Source organism: Sporolactobacillus nakayamae (assembly GCF_900113325.1).
GTDB classification, from domain to species: Bacteria; Bacillota; Bacilli; order Bacillales; family Sporolactobacillaceae; genus Sporolactobacillus; species Sporolactobacillus nakayamae.
This window is the reverse complement of sequence record NZ_FOOY01000003.1, coordinates 423,229-442,993: the sequence shown is the minus strand read 5'-3', so window position 1 is coordinate 442,993 and position 19,765 is coordinate 423,229. Positions and strand designations below refer to the sequence as shown.

General features: G+C 42.7%; 21 protein-coding genes. All 21 read left to right on the top strand.

What is annotated here, in order from left to right; translation table 11 throughout:
* Positions 1–57: 57 nt before the first annotated feature.
* The 21 genes from rplS to BM003_RS02055 all read left to right on the top strand — a co-directional run bounded on the left by rplS (position 58) and on the right by BM003_RS02055 (position 19,707).
* On the top strand, positions 58–399 hold the full coding sequence (rplS, locus tag BM003_RS02155; RefSeq protein WP_093669590.1) for a 50S ribosomal protein L19: 342 nt from the start codon (positions 58–60) through the stop codon (positions 397–399).
* 116 nt (positions 400–515) lie between these two features.
* Positions 516–1,385 (top strand): ribosome biogenesis GTPase YlqF, encoded by an 870-nt coding sequence (ylqF, locus tag BM003_RS02150; protein ID WP_093669588.1) that lies wholly within the window; start codon positions 516–518, stop codon positions 1,383–1,385.
* 68 nt (positions 1,386–1,453) lie between these two features.
* Positions 1,454–2,215 (top strand): ribonuclease HII, encoded by a 762-nt coding sequence (locus tag BM003_RS02145; RefSeq protein ID WP_093669587.1) that lies wholly within the window; start codon positions 1,454–1,456, stop codon positions 2,213–2,215.
* A gap of 24 nt (positions 2,216–2,239) precedes the next feature.
* Complete coding sequence (locus BM003_RS02140) at positions 2,240–3,760, top strand: hypothetical protein (RefSeq protein WP_093669585.1); 1,521 nt, start codon at positions 2,240–2,242, stop codon at positions 3,758–3,760.
* Entirely contained in the window at positions 3,760–4,044 is a 285-nt protein-coding gene (locus tag BM003_RS02135) for an EscU/YscU/HrcU family type III secretion system export apparatus switch protein (protein WP_093669583.1), read from the top strand. Before BM003_RS02140 ends, BM003_RS02135 begins: the two co-directional genes overlap by 1 nt.
* Positions 4,045–4,225: 181 nt before the next feature.
* Positions 4,226–5,098 (top strand): DNA-processing protein DprA, encoded by an 873-nt coding sequence (gene dprA, locus BM003_RS02130; RefSeq protein WP_093669581.1) that lies wholly within the window; start codon positions 4,226–4,228, stop codon positions 5,096–5,098.
* A 167-nt stretch (positions 5,099–5,265) separates the two neighbouring features.
* On the top strand, positions 5,266–7,350 hold the full coding sequence (gene topA, locus BM003_RS02125; protein WP_093669579.1) for a type I DNA topoisomerase: 2,085 nt from the start codon (positions 5,266–5,268) through the stop codon (positions 7,348–7,350).
* Between the two features lie 47 nt (positions 7,351–7,397).
* Positions 7,398–8,705 (top strand): FADH(2)-oxidizing methylenetetrahydrofolate--tRNA-(uracil(54)-C(5))-methyltransferase TrmFO, encoded by a 1,308-nt coding sequence (trmFO, locus tag BM003_RS02120; RefSeq protein ID WP_093669577.1) that lies wholly within the window; start codon positions 7,398–7,400, stop codon positions 8,703–8,705.
* Between the two features lie 490 nt (positions 8,706–9,195).
* The gene (gene codY, locus BM003_RS02115) at positions 9,196–9,972 is read left to right on the top strand and encodes a GTP-sensing pleiotropic transcriptional regulator CodY (protein WP_093669575.1); all 777 of its coding nucleotides are present in this window, start codon (positions 9,196–9,198) and stop codon (positions 9,970–9,972) included.
* Between the two features lie 371 nt (positions 9,973–10,343).
* Entirely contained in the window at positions 10,344–10,724 is a 381-nt protein-coding gene (gene flgB / locus BM003_RS02110) for a flagellar basal body rod protein FlgB (RefSeq protein ID WP_093669573.1), read from the top strand.
* 1 nt (position 10,725) lies between these two features.
* On the top strand, positions 10,726–11,172 hold the full coding sequence (gene flgC / locus BM003_RS02105) for a flagellar basal body rod protein FlgC (RefSeq protein WP_093669571.1): 447 nt from the start codon (positions 10,726–10,728) through the stop codon (positions 11,170–11,172).
* Positions 11,173–11,181: 9 nt separating this feature from the next.
* Positions 11,182–11,481: a flagellar hook-basal body complex protein FliE gene (gene fliE, locus BM003_RS02100; protein WP_093669569.1), complete on the top strand. Its 300-nt coding sequence runs from the start codon at positions 11,182–11,184 to the stop codon at positions 11,479–11,481.
* A 37-nt stretch (positions 11,482–11,518) separates the two neighbouring features.
* Positions 11,519–13,111: a flagellar basal-body MS-ring/collar protein FliF gene (gene fliF, locus BM003_RS02095; RefSeq protein WP_093669567.1), complete on the top strand. Its 1,593-nt coding sequence runs from the start codon at positions 11,519–11,521 to the stop codon at positions 13,109–13,111.
* A 13-nt stretch (positions 13,112–13,124) separates the two neighbouring features.
* On the top strand, positions 13,125–14,141 hold the full coding sequence (gene fliG, locus BM003_RS02090) for a flagellar motor switch protein FliG (protein ID WP_093669565.1): 1,017 nt from the start codon (positions 13,125–13,127) through the stop codon (positions 14,139–14,141).
* Positions 14,134–14,892, top strand: coding sequence for a flagellar assembly protein FliH (fliH, locus tag BM003_RS02085; protein ID WP_093669563.1), 759 nt, complete (start codon positions 14,134–14,136; stop codon positions 14,890–14,892). The genes fliG and fliH overlap by 8 nt, the downstream gene beginning before the upstream one ends.
* Positions 14,889–16,217, top strand: coding sequence for a flagellar protein export ATPase FliI (gene fliI, locus BM003_RS02080; RefSeq protein ID WP_093669561.1), 1,329 nt, complete (start codon positions 14,889–14,891; stop codon positions 16,215–16,217). Before fliH ends, fliI begins: the two co-directional genes overlap by 4 nt.
* Positions 16,207–16,644 carry a flagellar export protein FliJ gene (gene fliJ, locus BM003_RS02075; RefSeq protein WP_093669559.1) on the top strand — a complete coding sequence of 146 codons (438 nt, stop codon included), beginning with the start codon at positions 16,207–16,209 and terminating at the stop codon, positions 16,642–16,644. Before fliI ends, fliJ begins: the two co-directional genes overlap by 11 nt.
* Before the next feature lie 17 nt (positions 16,645–16,661).
* On the top strand, positions 16,662–17,270 hold the full coding sequence (locus BM003_RS02070; protein WP_093669557.1) for a MotE family protein: 609 nt from the start codon (positions 16,662–16,664) through the stop codon (positions 17,268–17,270).
* A gap of 35 nt (positions 17,271–17,305) precedes the next feature.
* On the top strand, positions 17,306–18,844 hold the full coding sequence (locus BM003_RS02065) for a flagellar hook-length control protein FliK (protein WP_093669555.1): 1,539 nt from the start codon (positions 17,306–17,308) through the stop codon (positions 18,842–18,844).
* Position 18,845: 1 nt separating this feature from the next.
* Positions 18,846–19,316: a flagellar hook capping FlgD N-terminal domain-containing protein gene (locus BM003_RS02060; RefSeq protein WP_093669553.1), complete on the top strand. Its 471-nt coding sequence runs from the start codon at positions 18,846–18,848 to the stop codon at positions 19,314–19,316.
* The gene (locus BM003_RS02055; RefSeq protein ID WP_245733986.1) at positions 19,309–19,707 is read left to right on the top strand and encodes a TIGR02530 family flagellar biosynthesis protein; all 399 of its coding nucleotides are present in this window, start codon (positions 19,309–19,311) and stop codon (positions 19,705–19,707) included. The genes BM003_RS02060 and BM003_RS02055 overlap by 8 nt, the downstream gene beginning before the upstream one ends.
* The last annotated feature ends 58 nt before the right edge of the window (positions 19,708–19,765 follow it).

The following is a 19,765-nucleotide window of genomic DNA, read 5'->3' as shown; positions in this document are numbered from 1 at the left end:
TTCCGCTGTGTTCCTTGGGAATGTAAGAGCATTTGTACGGAAGGAGGCCATTCTATTATGTCTAATATCATTGATGAAATTACCAAAGAACAATTGCGTACGGATCTTCCGGATTTCAGACCTGGCGATACGTTAAAAGTGCACGTGAAGATTACTGAAGGTTCACACGAGCGTATTCAGGTATTTGAAGGCGTTGTGATCAAGCGTCACGGCGGCGGAATCAGCGCAACCTTTACGGTACGAAAGATTTCTTATGGTGTCGGTGTTGAACGCGCATTCCCTGTTAACTCGCCGAAGATCGATAAGATCGAAGTGGTACGTCACGGTAAAGTGCGTCGTGCGAAACTGTATTATCTGCGTGCACTGCGTGGTAAGAAAGCGCGTATTAAGAGCAGATAAGCATGATTTGAAATTAAATGTACGCAGTAATGAAAAGGAGGGGCTTGGGATGACCAAGCCCCTTCCGTTTTTTTTATGCGGAGAATCCATATATGGAATGAAATGAGGAAATCATTATGACGATCCAGTGGTATCCCGGTCATATGGCGAAGGCAAAGCGGCAAATGATTGAGAAGATTAAACAGATTGATGTTGTCATTGAACTTGTGGACAGCAGAATTCCTTCTTCTTCAAGAAATCCACTTGTCGAAGAAATATCTTCAGGTAAGCCAAGGCTTATGATCTTGAATAAAATCGATATGGCAGATCGTAAGGCGACCAAGCTGTGGAAAGAGAAATTCGAAAGTGATGGATTGAAGGCACATCTCATCAACAGTCAAACAGGACAAGGTGTTTCAACGTTGCCTGATGCGGTACATGAGTTGACAGCCGCACGACGAAAAAGAATGGAAGATAAAGGGTTCCGTCCTCATGCAGATCGCGCGCTGATTTTAGGTATTCCGAATGTCGGCAAGTCAACATTGATTAATCGTCTCGCAGGAAAAAAGATTGCCAAAATCGGTGATCGACCAGGTGTCACTAAAGCCCAGCAGTGGATTAAAGTTGGGACAACAATGGAATTGCTCGACACACCGGGAATTCTTTGGCCAAAATTTGACGATCCGCGTGTGGGACTTTGCCTTGCCGCAACCGGTGCGATTAAAGAAGAACTGCTTGATTTTCAAGAGATCGCTTTTTTCTTATTAAAAACCATGTTGAACTACTACAGAGAGTCCTTGGTCAAGCGCTATAATCTAACCGAACTTCCCGTGCTCACAGGCACAGAGGAAGACCAGCAGCTGCTGATTGGATTATTTGATCAGATTGGTAAAAAAAGAGGTTGCTTGATGAGCGGCGGATTCATTGACTATGACCGGGTATCGGAAATCATTTTACGTGATTATCGCAGTCAGAAACTTGGTCCGCTCACGCTCGAATGGCCGTAATGTATGTGTAAACGTTAAATTCAAAAAAATAATAATTGCACCGATATAAATAACAGGGGAAGAAGAGTATGAAGCAAGCGACAATTGCCGAAATAAAAGCGAAACTATCTGAAGTGACGTGCTTGTCTGAACAGGAACGGGAACAGTTCGAATCAGATTCACGGATCGGTGTCCGCCGATTGCTCCACAGGTGGGAGGCGCGTAAAGCCCATTTACAGGAGCTTGTTGATAAATACCATGTGATGAATCAGTTTGAGGATGAGTTGCGGCTTGCTGGAGCACAGCATGTTGCCGGTATTGACGAGGCTGGAAGAGGGCCGCTTGCCGGACCTGTTGTTGCGGCTTGCGTCATTTTGAAGTCGGATGCAGTGATTCCGGGAATTAACGACTCTAAGCAATTATCCGCAGGAAAGCGCGACTATCTATTTGACAGAATTCGTGAATTGTCAGTTGCGTGCGGAATAGGGATCGTCTCAGCCCACGAGATTGACAGGATAAATATCTATCAAGCAGCGAAAAGGGCGATGGTACTCGCGGTTAAACAGTTAGATGTCCAACCGGATCATCTTCTGATTGACGCAATGGAACTACCGCTTGATATTCCACAAAATTCTTTAATCAAAGGAGATGCGCGAAGCAATTCAATTGCTGCCGCATCTATCTTAGCAAAGGTGACACGTGATCGCATGATGTGCGATTTAGATCAAATTTATCCAGGCTATAATTTTGCTTCACATAAAGGCTATGGTACTGAAGCGCATCTACAGGCGATTGAACGATTGGGCACTTGCCCGGAACATCGAATGACCTTTGCGCCCCTGAAAGCTTGAAAAGACGCTCAAGAAGGTGATCATGTGAATTTTCAACCTTACGCGATCAATCAGAGTCAACTTATTGGCACATACGCTCCGGAACAGATTCTTCGCGGGAAAGTACTTGATATTTTGCCGGACAGGACAGCGCTTGTGCAGCTTGGTGCAAAGCAGGTAGTAGCTAAAGTGGCTTCTGTGGACCCGCCTCTAAAAGTTGGTCAGGATTATTTGTTTCAAATCCAACAAGGCGCAAATCCACTCCTTGCAAAGCTGGTTGATCGAAAACCGGCCAACAGCGGATCTATGCCAACGATGGCCGATGACGTCTTAAGTACGCTTCAATTAAAAAATGATTCATTGAATAAGCAAGTGATTCAAGCGTTTCTTGATCATGGTGATCCTATTTCGCGCGAGTCTATCCTTAATGCGCGCGCATTGTTAAAAATGAGCGGCGACTTTTCAGGAGATATCCAGACGATACGCTGGATGATGAACCGACAGCTTCCTCTTACGGAACCTTTTTTCAGGTTGGCAAAAGATGTTAAAACATCCGAACATCTAGGCTCTCAATTTGGCTCAATGCTTCTTGAAATTCAGCGCTCAGGTGCTCAAACGGAAACAGTAGAGCGATTGAAAACTGCGCTGAATACTTTTTCTCAATCGCAAAATGCAACAGGTCTCACTTCTCTTGTTCATGGAATGGGTTCTAAAAAAAACGCTGAACTACTGCGTTCATTCTTTGACACGCATATTCCCAATCTTCCGGAGAAGAGTCAGCATAAGGTCGACAGCTTTCTGTCGAGTTCGATGTCGCTGAAGGATGTTGCGATTTTGTTAAAAGACTTGAAAATAAATCGCTCATCACAAGCGTTTATCAATGAAGTAAAAACCTTTGCTGCGGAACAGATTGCAAATGCCGGATCCCGATTAAATGAGACTGAGCACTCGAATTTATTTCTTAAAGCATTGAAAAAATTGGGTTTCGATTATGAATTTCAAATTAGCGATTCTGTAAAGCATGGAACATTAGCAGCGAAACCATTTGATTCATTAAAAGGGCACCTGCTCGCTGTTGTTCAGGATCAGGGCGCGCCGCCTACAGTGCGAAAAATGGCTCATGAAATGGTTCAAAAGATTACTGGAGAACAAATTCAGATGGCTTCCGCTGATCCGTTTGTGGCGCAATTTTCATTGCAAATTCCCATTGCCTTTCAAAAAGAACTAACCAATGTATCCGTGTATTGGGAAGGAAAGAGAGACCGAAAAGGATCTCTGGATCCGAATTCTTGTACGATCGTTCTTTGGCTTGAGCTGACTCATTTAAAAGAAACATTGGTGAATATTCGCGTTCAAAATCGTTCGGTGACACTGAATATTCAGAATAAACAGATGGATTTGCGTAGATGGATGAAATCCGGAGAATCTATTCTTAAAAAACACCTTGCTGAAATGGGTTATGATCTTGTCTCGCTTTCGCAATCGGAAAAGATTGACCGTAATCTTATGAAGAAAGCGACCGATCCACTTACTGAATCAAATTACCGTATGGATGTGAAGGTATAATGAATTCTGAAAAGAAGAAAAAAGCTGTCGCGTTAACGTACATGAACGGTATTGATCAAGCCCCTTATGTTACCGCAAAAGGGGAAGGCTTAATTGCTGAAAAAATTATTTCACAGGCGGAGCAGCATAAAATCCCGATTCAAGAGGATCCTGCACTCGTTTCGATGCTTGGAAAACTTGATTTGAACCAGATCATTCCGCCTGAACTTTACCAAACAGTTGCGGAAATCTTTGCATTTATTTATAATATTGACAAACAAGTTGGGAAAAATATCCCCAAGTAGATTAGACAATTCCACTTGATCTAGCTTCCTCTATACCCAGCTACCCGTTGTTCCATTCCAACGATCAAAGTATCTTTAGTCACACTCCATTTGTTTGATCACGATTTCCGCTTTTGCTGTTATAACCAAATAGCCTAGATAGGTATAAGCAGTCAACACTATGAACTGAAGAGGTGAATCTATGGATCACTTTATGCTTCAATTAATGCTGCTGAATCATTGTCGCGGCATAAGCAGACGTACCATTTGGAAAATGATCAAGATAGATCCGTCGCTGACTCGTATTCAAAATTATTCGCTTGAAGAATTGCAAGTCGGATTTCATCTTACATCAGTCAATGCAAAGCTTTTCATTGAGGATCGTCAAAAAATCAACCCTCAAGCGCTGTTCGAAGCTTGTCAGGCTGAAAAGATCACGCCAATTTCCTTTCACCACCCAATGTATCCTCAATTATTGAAGAACATTTATGATCCACCCTATCTAATTTATACCAAGGGAAAACTTTCGCTCTTAAAGGAAAAGAAGATGCTTAGCGTGGTTGGAACAAGACATCCAAGCGCAGAAGCGGCAGGAGTCCTGAGACGCATCCTTAATCCTTTGATTGAGGACGGATGGACGATTGTCAGTGGGATGGCCATGGGCATTGATGGGATGGCACATCGACTTGCTTTGAATGGTCGAACCGTCGCGGTTTTGGGTTCCGGATTAAATCGCCCTTATCCAAATCAGCATGGTCAGTTATTTAAACAATTATGCGACTCACAGCTTGTGATCAGCGAATATCCGCCCACGGCCCCACCGGAACGTTGGCGGTTTCCGGAGCGGAATCGAATAATAAGCGGGCTGACATTGGGTACATTAGTTATTGAAGCGAAAGAGAAGAGCGGTTCCTTGATCACTGCTGATCAAGCTTTGGAACAGGGCAGAGAGGTACTCGCAGTTCCAGGATCAATTCTAAGAGAAACAAGTGGAGGGACGAACCGTTTGATCCAGCAAGGCGCTAAACTAGTGTACGACTGGCTGGATGTGGTTCATGAGCTGATGCAGGGTTAGGAGCGGAGATGAAGAAACACAATTAAAGAAAATAATTTTTATTACGCCTTATTTCGGTGTAAATAGATTTATTATCTGCCATTCTATTTGTTAAGGTTTGACAAAGCTTTCATCAATCATTAAGATTAGTGAAGATTTGAATATTCACAGAAAGGGGGAGAAACATCATGAATGATTATTTAGTCATTGTGGAATCTCCCGCTAAAGCAAAAACCATAAAACGTTATCTTGGTCCGAAATTTGACGTTAAAGCATCAATGGGTCATGTCCGAGACCTGCCTAAAAGCCAGATGGGCATCGATGTTGATGATCACTATAAACCACGCTACATTACAATTCGTGGTAAAGGACCCGTTCTTAAAGAACTAAAAAGCGCGGCCAAAAAAGCGAAAAAAGTCTACCTCGCAGCTGACCCCGATCGTGAGGGAGAAGCTATTGCATGGCATTTGGCACACAGTCTTGATATTGATGACCATTCGGCATGCCGGGTAGTTTTTAACGAAATCACGAAACCAGCAATAAAGGACGCGTTTAAAACACCACGGAGAATAAACATGGATTTGGTAGATGCGCAACAAGCGAGGCGTGTCCTTGACCGACTTGTTGGCTATAACATCAGTCCGCTCTTGTGGAAGAAAGTAAAAAAAGGGTTGAGCGCCGGACGTGTACAGTCCGTTGCATTGCGAATGATTATTGAACGTGAGAAGGAAATTAAGGCATTCATCCCAGAAGAGTATTGGTCAATTAACGGTAAGTTCCGTGTTGATAAGGAAATCTTTGAAGCTGCGTTTTACGGTTTAGACGGGAAGAAGAAGGCACTTAAGACTGAGAGTGATGTTAAAGATGTTCTCGCTAAACTTACAAGCAAAAATTTTACTGTTCAAAACGTGCAAAAAAAAGAGCGTTTGAGGTATCCGGTTGTTCCGTTCATTACTTCCTCATTGCAGCAGGAAGCAGCTCGAAAGCTGAACTTCAGGGCGAGAAAAACAATGATGATTGCGCAGCAGCTTTATGAAGGCATTGCACTTGGAAAGCATGGGAGCACCGGTTTAATTACCTATATGAGAACGGATTCAACGCGTATTTCCGACGTCGCAAAGGCTGAGGCCAAGGGTTTTATTCTTGATAACTATGGTGATCGTTATTATAATAACCACCCACATAAAGCAAAAAAAACGGAAAATACGCAAGATGCGCATGAAGGTGTGCGTCCGACCTCTGTGCTCAGGCAGCCGAAAGAAATTAAAGAATATCTGAGCCGCGACCAATTTAAGCTTTACAAACTCATCTGGGAGCGTTTTGTCGCAAGTCAAATGGCCCCTGCAGTCTTGGATACGGTACGAGCGGATCTTGAACAAAACGGGGTGATCTTCAGAGCTTCAGGATCAAAGGTTAAGTTCCAAGGATTTATGAAAGTGTACATTGAGGGAAACGATGATCAAAAGAAAACAGATTCAGTGTCTCGAGAAAATTTCCTGCCTGAACTTGAAAATGGGATGACAGCGGTTCAAGATCAAACGGATCCAAAGCAGCATTTCACGCAGCCGCCGCCACGCTATACTGAAGCGACGCTTGTGAAATCAATGGAGGAAATTGGAATTGGACGGCCATCGACTTATGCGCCGACGATTGATACGATACAAAGGCGCAACTATGTGACAATGGATGCGAAACGTTTCGTACCTACTGAATTAGGCGAAGTGGTATTGAATCTGATTGTGGAATTTTTTCCGGAAATCATTAATATTGATTTTACCGCACGAATGGAAACCGATTTAGATGAGGTTGAGGATGGCAAGAGAAATTGGATCACGTTGATTGATCTATTCTATCAAGATTTTTCAAAACGTTTAGCCACAGCTGAAAAAGAAATGCAGTCCGTCTCAATTAAAGATGAACCTGCAGGAATTAAATGTGAAAAATGCGGCCATGAAATGGTTTACAAAATGGGCAGATTTGGTAAATTTCTCGCTTGCTCCAATTTTCCGGAATGCCGCAACACGAAACCAATTTTAAAAAAGACCGGTGTGCCATGCCCGAAATGCGGCGAAGGAGAGGTCGTAGAACGTCGCAGCAAAAAGCACCGCATTTTCTACGGTTGCGACAGGTATCCTGATTGTGACTTCGTTTCGTGGGATAAACCTATTCAGCGAAAGTGTCCTAAGTGTGATTCTTATCTTGTGGAGAAGAAAACAAAAGGCGGAAAAACCGTTGAATGTCCGAAATGTGATTATAAAGAAGAGCCGCAATAAGTTGATTTATGATAAATTGTTTTTTAGGAATGAGGAGAGGAAAAGAAATGGCAGGACATTCGGTGAATGTAATTGGTGCGGGACTTGCAGGGAGTGAAGCGGCTTGGCAAATTGCCAAACGTGGTATTTCAGTCACTTTATTTGAGATGAGACCGAAGAAACAGACACCTGCACATCATACCGATCAATTTGCGGAACTCGTATGCACGAATTCGCTGCGTTCGAACAGCATAACGAATGCAGTAGGCATATTAAAGGAAGAAATGCGTCGGCTTAATTCGCTCATTATGAAAGCTGCAGACACAGCATCCGTTCCGGCAGGCGGAGCACTCGCTGTTGACCGTCATGATTTCTCTGCAATCGTCACGACGACACTTAAAGAGATGCCGAATGTAACGATTATTGATGAGGAGGTTGACTGTGTCCCCGAGGGTCCGACAATTATTGCGACCGGACCGCTCACATCGGAAGCGCTCTCAAAGAATCTCCAACAATTAACCGGTGAGGATTACTTCTATTTTTATGATGCGGCGGCACCCATCATATCTGGTGAAACCATTGACCGAGACAAGGTTTATTTGAAATCTCGCTATGATAAAGGGGACGCGGCTTATCTGAATTGTCCCATGGATAAAGAGGAATTTGAATCCTTCTTTCATGCGCTGACGACTGCAGAAACGGCTCCGTTGAAAGACTTTGAGCAAGAGAAGTATTTTAGCGGGTGCATGCCTGTTGAAGTGATGGCACGGCAGGGGGCAAAAACACTCTTGTTCGGACCGTTGAAACCTGTTGGGCTAGAAGATCCGAAAACCGGAAAACGTCCTTATGCTGTCGTACAGCTTCGACAGGATAACACTGCGGGCACGCTCTTCAATATCGTTGGTTTTCAAACGCATCTAAAATGGGGTGAACAAAAAAAGGTATTTCAAATGATTCCCGGACTGGAAAATGCGGAAATCGTTCGGTATGGTGTCATGCATCGCAACACTTTTTTGAACTCACCTTCGCTGCTAGAACCAACTTACCAAACTAAGTTTCGACATGACTTGTTTTTCGCTGGGCAGATGACCGGCGTTGAGGGGTATGTTGAATCCGCGGCGTCAGGCCTTATAGCGGGTATCAACGCCGCCCGTTTAGTTTCCGGTGAGCATCCGGTGGTTTTCCCTGAGGAAACGGTGATTGGCAGCATGTCCCATTACATCACAACTGCAAACGCTAAGAATTTTCAACCGATGAATGCTAATTTTGGTTTGTTGCCCCCGCTTAATCATCGAATCAAAGATAAAAAGGAGCGTGCGGAGCACTATGCAGTACGCGCTCTGGACGCAATTCAGAATGTTGTTATAAAATTGTAAATATTATTGCTACTTCAGATCACATGTGCTAACATAGATGAGCAGGACGAACCAAACCGTTCATGTTGTCAAGAAGGATGATTGTAATAAAATATGAATCAATTTTTTAGGATTAAATGGGTGAATCATTAAAAAATTCGGCTTTTTTTACCGACATATTAAGTGAAGAGGCTCAGAACGATGCTGCTCAATCGTACTGCAGCTTTATTTTATGAACATGTATAAAGATCTAATATTCTGACGATAATGCAGGCAACACACTTGATTCTTGCATATCTTGTCGGCATCGGATAATCTTGGTAAGAGAAAGGTTACATACAATTTTGGGAAAATTGCTTAAAATTTGCCCATTTGAGGCAGGCAACCGATCATTAGTAACAAAATGAGTTGCTTGATTTGTGGACACTTTAGTTTACAATCGTTGTACAAGCCATAATCTTAACCAGTTTATTTATAAATATGAAACTTATGTTTCGCAGGAGGTACACTAATGACATTATTAGAAAAAACAAGAAAAATTAATCAATTGCTTCAAGGAACAAAAACACAGGTAGATTTCAACGAAATGGCGCAGACATTGCGCGATGTTATTCAAACGAATACATTTGTTGTTAGCAGGCGTGGAAAAATTCTTGGTCTGTCACTAAAACTTGAATTTGAAAATGAGCGTATGCAAGAGATGTTCGAAAGCAGACAGTTGCCGGATTCGTACACACAGAACTTGTTCATGGTCGCTCAAACATCTCCAAATCTTGATGTTAACAGTGATTTCAGTGTTTTTCCAGACGAAAACAAGGACTTGTTTGCCAACGGATTGACAACGGTTGTTCCAATTGTCGGCGGCGGAGAACGATTAGGTACATTAATTCTCTCTCGTTTAAATGATACATTTACAGATGAAGATTTAATTCTAGCGGAATACGGAGCGACTGTTGTAGGCATGGAGATTCTCCGCGAAAAGACGGATGAAGTTGAAGAAGAAGCGCGTGAAAAGGCAATTGTACAAATGGCCATCGGTTCTCTCTCCTATAGTGAACTTGAAGCGATTGAACATATTTTCGAAGAGTTGGATGGCAAAGAAGGTCTGCTTGTTGCAAGCAAAATTGCTGATCGAGTAGGCATTACCCGCTCTGTGATCGTCAATGCACTTAGAAAGTTGGAAAGTGCCGGTGTCATTGAATCTCGATCACTTGGCATGAAGGGAACCTATATTAAGGTACTTAATGACAAATTTCTGTATGAACTGAATCGTATCCAAGGCGAATAAATACCCGAACAGGATAATCGAAATATAAAAAAGGACTTTTGGTCACTGACTTTGTGACTAGGAGCCCTTTTTTTGCAACCTTTTTTGTCTCATTGATCGATTCTATTTATTAATTTCTAAATGATAGTTCTCATGACCTGTTTTTTATATATGTAATAATAATGTATCCGATTACAATTAGCGGTAATTAAGTTTTCGATTAGGAAATACTGAAAAATTATGGGACTAAATAACTATCACGAAGATGAGAATAAAGTTGAAACAAGTCGAATCCTGTATATCGACGTAGACAATGGTCAAAAAGTTGATAAAATAGACTTAGGTACCTAAGATGAGTTAAGCGCTATTTGGTAAAGAAAGGATGTCGATCATTGTATTCAATAACTCCGTTAACAGCTATTGAACGTGCACTGAATGGATCGATGGCACAGCAAAACGCGATCGCTCAAAATATAGCAAATGTCGATACGCCTAATTACAAAGCAAAAAAGGTCGTTTTTAATGACGTCCTGCAGAATGAACTGAAAGCTAATCGTACCAACGAACGGCAGGTCAATTTTTCATCTTCCGATCATTCCGGTTTTAAAAGCGTAACGGATACCTTTGGCACAGTTCAGAATAATGGTAATAATGTTGATGTTGATCACGAAATGTCCGAATTGGCTCAAAATCAATTACTCTATCAGGCACTTAGTCAAGCGGCAAGCGACCAATTTCAAAGATATAACATCGTGCTAGGAGGATCAAGATAATATGGGAATGTTTAACGGACTAGATATTTCCGCTTCCGGGTTAACTGCGCAGCGATTTCGAATGGATGTTGTTTCGTCAAACATCGCGAATCAAGATACAACGCGCGGACGTTTCGTTGATGGAAAATGGGTGCCGTATTCACGAAAAGTGGTCAATCTGAAAGCAATTGGTTCAAACTCGTTTGATTCACTATTACAAAGATCGCTAGGCACTTCATCAGGGGGAGTTGAAGTTTCTTCTGTCAGTGAAGATCCTACGCCTTTTCCGGTTAAATACGATCCGCAGAACCCGGATGCGGATGAGAACGGTTATGTTCAACAATCTAACGTTGATCCACTTAAAGAAATGGTTGACTTAATGGATGCTAACCGCTCTTATGAAGCTGGGGTTACTGTTATGAATGCGAACAAAAACATGCTGACACATGCTCTAAGTATAGGAAGGTAGGTTTAGGCGTTGAACATAAATTCCATCAATTTTAAAACGGCAGCTGATGCGATTTCATCTGGAAAACAAACGGTTGCTCAAACACAAGACGGGTTTTCTGAAGCACTAAAAAATGCTTTAGGGGCAGTTAATTCGTCACAACAGTCGGCCGATCAGATGGTCACCCAGCTGGCGAATGGAAGCAGTAATGTTGACTTACATAGCGTTATGATTGCCATGCAGAAAGCCGATGTGCTGTTAAAAACTACTGTTCAAGTTCGTGACCGGGCGGTTGAAGCCTACCAAGAAATCATGAGAATGCAAGTTTGATTGGTTACCGGCGTGTCAATGAACGGGGGAAACAGCAATGAAAGAACGGTTATCATCATGGCTTAATCGAATAAAGATTTTTTGGACTCAATTGCCGAAAAAAAATAAAGCTTGGATTATCGGGGGAATAACAGCGATTCTCATCGCTGTTATCCTTATTGTTCTGCTTACGAATGTGAAGCACTATACACCATTGTACAGTAATCTATCCGAAAGTGAGGCAGGTCAGATCACTGATACACTGGACAGCAAGAAAGTTTCTTATAAACTTTCGGATGGCGGAACAACGATCAGCGTACCTAAGGAGCAAGTGGATCAGCTTAAGGTCGAACTAGCTTCACAAGGTCTCCCGAAGACCGGTCAGATTGACTATTCCTTTTTTGGTCAGAACGCAGGTTTTGGTATGACGGACAAGCAGTTTGATGTACTCCAACGAGCCGCAATGCAAACAGAACTTGCCAATCTCATAACCAATACAAAAGGAGTAAAATCCGCTAAAGTTATGATCACTTTACCAGAGAGTGATGTTTGGGTGAGTGATCAGGACAAGAAGAACTCAGCTTCCGCATCAATTGTGCTCAATATTTCGCCAGGCAGTCAGCTTAGTTCCGACCAGGTGGATGGTCTTTATCATTTGGTATCGAAGAGCGTTCCTAATTTGTCTGTTACTAATATCGCGATAATGGATCAGTATTATAACTACTATGACTTTAAAAATAATGAAACGAACGGATCGACCTTATCAGCATACGATCAACAACAATCAATCAAACGAGACATTGAAAGTAATGTGCAGCGTCGTGTCACACAAATGCTGACAATGATGATGGGTGAAGGAAAAGTCATGGTTAATGTTACCGCTGATGTTGACTTCACACAATCAAAAGAAAAGCAGGATCTGGTAGAGCCTGTGAATCAGCAAACAATGGAAGGTCTTCAAACCAGTACGGAACATATTACTGAAACGTACACTGGTCAAGGAGCCGCAGGTCAGGCAGGCACCACCACAAATGACGTGCCAAGCTATCAAGCAGGAACAGATGGCAACGGCTCATATAAGAAGGTGGAAGACCGCGTCAATAATGAATTCAATAGAATCCATCGAGAAGTAGTCAACAGTCCATATAAGGTGACAGATCTAGGCATTCAAGTGATGATCGAACCGCCGACCGCAAACAACAATAATTCATTATCGGCACAGCGTGTCAATGATGTTCGTCAGATTCTTAATTCGATTATCAAAACATCGATATCAGATAAGCAAGGTCAGGAATTGACAAATAATGTAATAAACCAGAAGACTGCGGTTACGGTTGGCCGTTTCAATGGAAAGGCTGCTGTTCAAACTCAAAGCGGTGGATTTAATTGGTGGTACCTCATCGGCGGTGTCCTTTTGGCACTAGTAATTGGTCTAATTGTTTGGTTGGTACTGCGCAGAAGAAAGAATGCGGATGAACTGGCTGATGAGCAGACTGTTGTTCAGGACATACCGCAACAGGAAGACTACGAAGACATGCTTAATAAAGAAAATCCGGAACAGAAAAAATATCATGAGCTTGAAAAAATGGCGAAGCAAAAGCCGGATCAATTTGTTAAACTTTTGAGAAGCTGGATGGCTGAAGATAAGTGAGGGGTTGGCCGTTATGCCTGAACGAAAAACCAAATTAAGTGGAAAACAAAAAGCAGCTATTCTGATGATCGCGCTTGGGACGGAAGTATCCGCAAATATATTTAAACAATTTACGGAACAGGAAATTGAAGACATGACATTGGAAATCTCTAATGCCCGAAAAATAGATCCTGAAACCAAGGCACAAGTGATCGACGAATTTTTTCAGACCGCATTAGCTCAAGAATACATATCTCAAGGCGGAATTGGTTACGCCAAACAAGTCCTAGAGAAAGCGTTGGGATCTGATGAAGCAAACAAGGTGATCCAAAGGCTGACTTCGACCCTTCAGGTTAAGCCGTTTGATTTCATGAGGAAAAGTGATCCACAACAAATTTTGAATTTTATCCAAAACGAGCATCCGCAGACCATTGCACTCGTTTTGTCGTATTTAGATCCTGATCAGGCAGGCGCTGTTCTGTCGGCATTGTCTGTTGAATCGCAAGCTAATGTGGCACGTCGAATTGCGCAGATGGACCGTACATCGCCCGAAACGATCACGCAAGTTGAAAGGATTCTTGAGAAAAAGATCTCCAGTTCTTCGGTGAACGAAGATTACACGCAGACCGGTGGTGTTGCTTCAATCGTAAGCGTGCTGAACGGAGTTGATCGAACGACTGAACGCAACATTTTAGAGAAACTTGAGAAAAACGATCCTGATCTTGCAGAAGAGATCAAAAAAAGAATGTTTGTCTTTGAAGATATCATTGTTTTGGATGATCGTGCGATTCAACGCGTTATTCGCGAGAGCGAGAATGAAGACTTGATTCTCGCAATGCGGACTGCGAGCGATGAAGTAAAAGAGCTGTTGTTTAAAAATATGTCGGAACGTATGGCCGCAAGCTTCAAAGAAGAGATGGAATACATGGGGCCGGTTCGTTTGCATGACGTTGAAGAAGCGCAAACCCGAATCGTCAATACAACAAGAAAACTGGAAGATGCGGGAGAGATTGTGATTGCGCGCGGCAAGGGGGACGACGTGATTGTCTAACCTGATTAAACAAGTACAGTCGGATGGAAAGGCAAAAGTCGTGCAACTTTCAGCTGTAATTGACCCTCGCCTTGATGCATTAAATGACAAAATGGATCAAGAAGCCATTGAAAAAACGCTCCATGAAAAAATTAATGACGCGAAATACGAAGCGGATCGCCTTGTCAGAGAAGCTGAAAAAAAGTGTGCTGAAATGAATCTTCAGATTGCGAAAGAGGAAGAAGAGGCAAAACATAACCGAGAAGCAGCGTATGAGACGAAAGTCAAAGAAGGGTACACAACCGGTTTTAACAACGGGACAGCAGCAGCAAAGGAACATTTTGCCTCCCTTATCGAGCAAGGCAATCGATTTGTCGATCAGGCGAAAAACTATTTTAATGATTCAATCAAGCAGGCTGAACCTGAAATTTTGAAACTTGGAATGGCGGTAGCAGAAAAAATTATCGGCACATCAGTTGCACTTGATGAAGATAAATGGTTTGCACTTGTGGCAAAGGCGGTTCGAGAAGTCAGAGATCAAGAAACAATAAAAATTACCGTTGCGCCGATTCATTTTGACCACTTGAATCAGCATCGGCCGGAATTCGATCAGCTTGTTCAGGATGCCAAGATCTTCATTTACGCAGACAGTGATTTTTCAGATACCGATTGCACGATTGAGACGTCATTTGGAAAAATAGATGCCGGTGCAGCAAGTCAATTACAGGTGGTTAAGGAAAAATTAACTGAATTGATGGAGGAAAAAGGATGAACGTGGATCAGTTGATTGATGAACTTGCAACAATCGACAGCTATCGGCGTTATGGAAAGATCAATCGGGTTGTAGGGCTCTTGATTGAATCCAAAGGACCTTCAGCCTCTGTCGGTGATGTTTGTCTTATACATATCAAAAACGGACGAAAAAAAGTAATGGCTGAAGTTGTCGGTTTTAAAGATGAGAACATATTGCTGATGCCCTATACATCGGTAGCACAAATTTCACCGGGATGTTTGGTCGAGGCGACAGATAAACCGTTAGAGGTAAAGGTCAATGATGAAATGATTGGTGAGGTCTGTGACAGTTTAGGTCGCCCAGTTTCCGGCATGAACTTCACCAAGCCGGTAGACAGTGTGTTAACGAATCAAGAGCCTCCTGATCCAATGACACGGCCGCGAATATCTGATCCGATTGAGCTGGGCATCCGGTCGATCAACGGATTACTCACTGTTGGAAAAGGACAACGCGTTGGAATTTTTGCCGGCAGCGGTGTTGGCAAAAGTACATTGATGGGTATGATCGCGCGAAACACTTCAGCTGACTTGAACGTCATTGCTTTGATTGGTGAACGTGGCCGCGAGGTCAAAGAATTCCTTGAAAAGGATCTCGGGTCAGAGGGTATGAAGCATTCCATTGTCATTGTGGCAACGAGTGATCAACCGGCATTGATGAGAATTAAAGGAGCACTTGTGGCGACGGCAATTGCCGAGCATTTCCGGGGAAAAGGAAAAGATGTGCTGCTGATGATGGATTCATTGACACGTGTTGCAATGAGTCAGCGTGAAATTGGACTCGCGATCGGTGAACCTCCGACAACGAAAGGCTACCCGCCTTCCGTATTTGCCTTGCTTCCAAAACTTTTGGAACGTACCGGAACCGACGCTAATGGAACGATTACCGCATTTTATACCGTTCTTGTTGATGGCGACGATCTTGATGAACCGATTTCCGATACGGCACGAGGCATTCTTGATGGTCACATCGTTCTTGATCGAGCTTTGGCGCAAAAAGGGCAGTATCCAGCGGTTAATCTATTAAAAAGTGTCAGCCGAGTCATGAATGAAATTTGCGTCGCGGATCATTTGCACGCAGCACAAAAATTTCGTTCCATGTTGTCTCAATACACAGAATCTGAAGACCTTATCAATATTGGCGCATACAAACAAGGAAGTTCATCCTCGATTGACGCGGCGATTCATTATCATCCCAAGATACTCAGCTATCTGCGTCAATCCGAAAAGGAACGTGTAAATCTGCACGATTCAGTAAGCCAATTGATTCATGACTTCGGACAGGAGATGAACGCGAATGGCATTTGACTATCGATTTGAACGCGTGATGAAGCTAGCCGAGAGTGAAAAACAAAGTCTTGAAGTGCAGTACAAAAAGCTATTTGACGATTTCGAGAACCTTGCACACATTCTGATCAACATGGTTGAAGAGAAGCAAAGAGTGCAGACGGAGCTTCAGGAACAGATGAGTCAGGCGATAACAATCGATCAAATGAAGATGGGATTCTCAGATGTTGATAAAATTGACTTTCTCATTAGCGAAACAAACAAAAATTATTTGAATGCAAAAGCTCGTCTCGAAGTCTTTCAGGCCAAGCTGCAAGAAAAAGCAATTGAAGTTAAGAAATATGAAAAAATGAGAGAAAAACAGCAAGTTATCTATCACAAGTTAATCAATAGGGCTGAAACGAAACAGATGGATGAAATTGCGGGACAACGAACGATAAACCATTAAAAGGAGAATCGAGGTGTATGGATGAGACAAAAAGAACCGGTTTTGGTTTGAAACTGCTCAAGGTTAGTTTAGCTATTCTCGTTCCGGTTGTTTTCTTAGTACTTCTGGCTGCTTTATTTCTAAAGTTGTCCGGCCTTGATCCTGTAGAGGAAGCAAAAAATCTTGTTTTCCAAGACAAAACCTCTTCTCAGAATCAGCAAGCGGCATCCGGCTCCTCACAAATTGCTCAGTTGAAGCAGGAGAATACTGATCAAAAAACTCAAGTTAAGCAGCTTCAAAGTGACAATAATAAGTTGAAAGATCAAGTCGCCGAATTGAAAAACCAATTGAAGCAAGCGCAAAATGACGCCAATGAAAAAAATAGTCAGGCGAAAAGTCAGACGAAGGCGGCACGCCAGGCGGTTTACGCCCAAACTTATAAATCAATGGACTCAGCCAAGGCTGGCGCAATCTTTGACAAATTGTCAGTGAAACAAGCAGCCGAATACATAAATTTGCTTGATGATAAAACAAAAGCAGCAATTCTTGAAAATATGGATGTCGAGAAGGCTGCAGCTTTGACACCATTATTGAAAGCACACGCAACGAGTACAGAATCATCATCAACAGCACCGACAACGCCTTAATCCGATAAAATCTGCATTGAAAGGAGGTGAGAAACATGAGCACGAACGTGAGCACTATTAAATCTAATAATGCTGAGCAGGTACTTTCTGGGAATAATTCGAAGAAAAAGAAAAAGGGAGCGAAACCAGAAGACTCTTTTTTGTCGGTCATCCATTTGATTCAACATTCGGGTAACAATCCGATTACGTTAAATGTAGAAAATGGGCAAAACAAGCGTTTAGTGACGGATCATTCGTTGACAGCAAGTCCTGTTCACCAAACAAATATGGAATCTCGTGAAGCCATAACAGCACAAAAAATGGAATCTCTGGTTAAAAAGGCGCAGTCTTTAGCAGCACAATCAGGCAAGACGAAAGTTAACGGCGTGTTTGAGACTAAGGCCATTGATCCGTTGAAGCCAATTGGTGATTTAATGATCACTAATAAAACAAACATATCCGAAAAAGGTATCACGGATCATTTTGTCCATCAGCTGCATGAACCTTTACGCGCGGATAGTCAGCAGAAAAATCAATCGATTCATATGAGTAAACAAAGAAGAGTCGGCCAAACTTTTTCAAATAACGTTAACCAATCATTGGGTGAATCGTTGCTTCAGCATACGGATGATCATACACACAAATTAAACGCAGTTCAGGGCAGACAATTGGTGGTCAGTTCGCAGGTTGTCGAGGATCCAATAAATGTGACTGAACAGCAATCCGAGCTGCTCACTCGTGTTGGTGGTAAGCAGAACTCAGATAAAGGTCGGTTACCTGACTATCTAAATGATGTTCAGCCATTAACTTCGAGATCTTCTTTGGGTAATCAGAAAGGGCTAGGTGAACCGCTGTCTTCTCAGGCAAATGGATTTGAGCAAGCCTTATCAAGATCTTCAGAAACGCGCTTAATACGCCAAGGAAATCAAGCGTCTCCAAAGGCAACGCCCGGTCGTCTGACCGATCACGCCGCTGACAGTGAGGAGACATCGTTTAAAAAAATGATTTCATCCGAGGAGCGCAATTCAACTAACCAAACACGTCCGGATCATCACCGTGCGGTCTCAGGACAAATGAATAAATTGGAACTATGGGCAACGTTCCAATCAGAGAAAAATCCTGGAAAGCAAGCTTCTTTGCACGAGCAGGTTGCTGATCATCTAAATGAATGGTTAGGAAAGTCATCATTTAAACTTGATAAAAATGGCGTTCAGTCCTATACAGTTACCCTTTATCCTGAGCATCTGGGCAAGCTTGTCATTTCTGTAAGCCGCGGTGAACAAGGCTTGACTGCTCAATTAACTGCGGAGACGCAAAAGGCGAAAGACCTACTTGAAGGCAATTTAGGACAGCTGAAACATGATTGTGCGGGTCGCGGAATACCCTTGACCCAGATTGATGTCAATCGACAACTTCATCAGGCGTCTGTTGACAATAGCCAGTATCAGGGACAGGATCAAAGCGCATTTCAGCAAAATACTGATCAACAAGAGGAAAATCAAAAGCAGCATCGGGAAAATCATCATTCCTCAGCTCCGGATCAAGACCAACAGGAACATTCGTTTAGTGAATGGATGACAGGAGGCGTGATTTGAAATGAGTATTACGGTAAACTCGGGATCAACGGCAACTAATAGTTCGACTTCTTCAACGTCAAGTGTTAATAGTGCGCTTGACAAAAATTCTTTCTTGAAACTGCTCATTGCCCAGCTAACAAATCAAGATCCGACATCGCCGATGGACAGTGCTCAATTTGTTTCACAAATGGCAGACTTTACAACATTGGAACAGACTCAGAATATGAGTAATGCTATTGATAAACTAGTAGCGAGTCAATCGGACCAATCGCTTTCTGAACAGGCATCCATGATTGGAAAACAAATTAGTTGGAGCGAAACAAGTACAGATAGCAATGGAACGTCGAACACACACTCGATTAGTGGAGTTGTACAGGCAGTGAGTCTGAAAGATGGGGCGGTTACTTATCAAACGGATAATGGATATGAAGTAGATCCTTCTTCGATTAGCGAGATCAGCAATTCTGAAGAGGCGGGTCAGAGTGACTAAGATAAACACTTTTTCCTATCAGCCATTACCGCGGGTGCCGTCGAAACAAGTAAAGGGCGATCCTACTAAGAAGAAGGAAGAAAGGCCGCATCTATCCTTCTCTCAAAATCTTAGGAATGAATGTGACAGGTTGCCTGTGAAACTATCAAAACACGCGCGTGAACGTATGGATGTACGCAATATTCACATATCGCAGAGTGAATGGCAGTTGATTCATACGAAAATGCAAGAAGCAAAAAAAATGGGAATTAATGACTCACTCGTTTTAACCAAGGACGCGGCGTTGGTGGTCAATACATCAAATCAAACGGTTATTACGGCAATGGGCATCGATGAAGCGCGAACAAGAATTTTCTCAAATATCAATGGGACAATCGTGATTAATCAGTAAACCAGCTGGACCTTTTTAAGGAGAGCTGAGGCTGTGGAATGACTGAAGCAGTCAAACA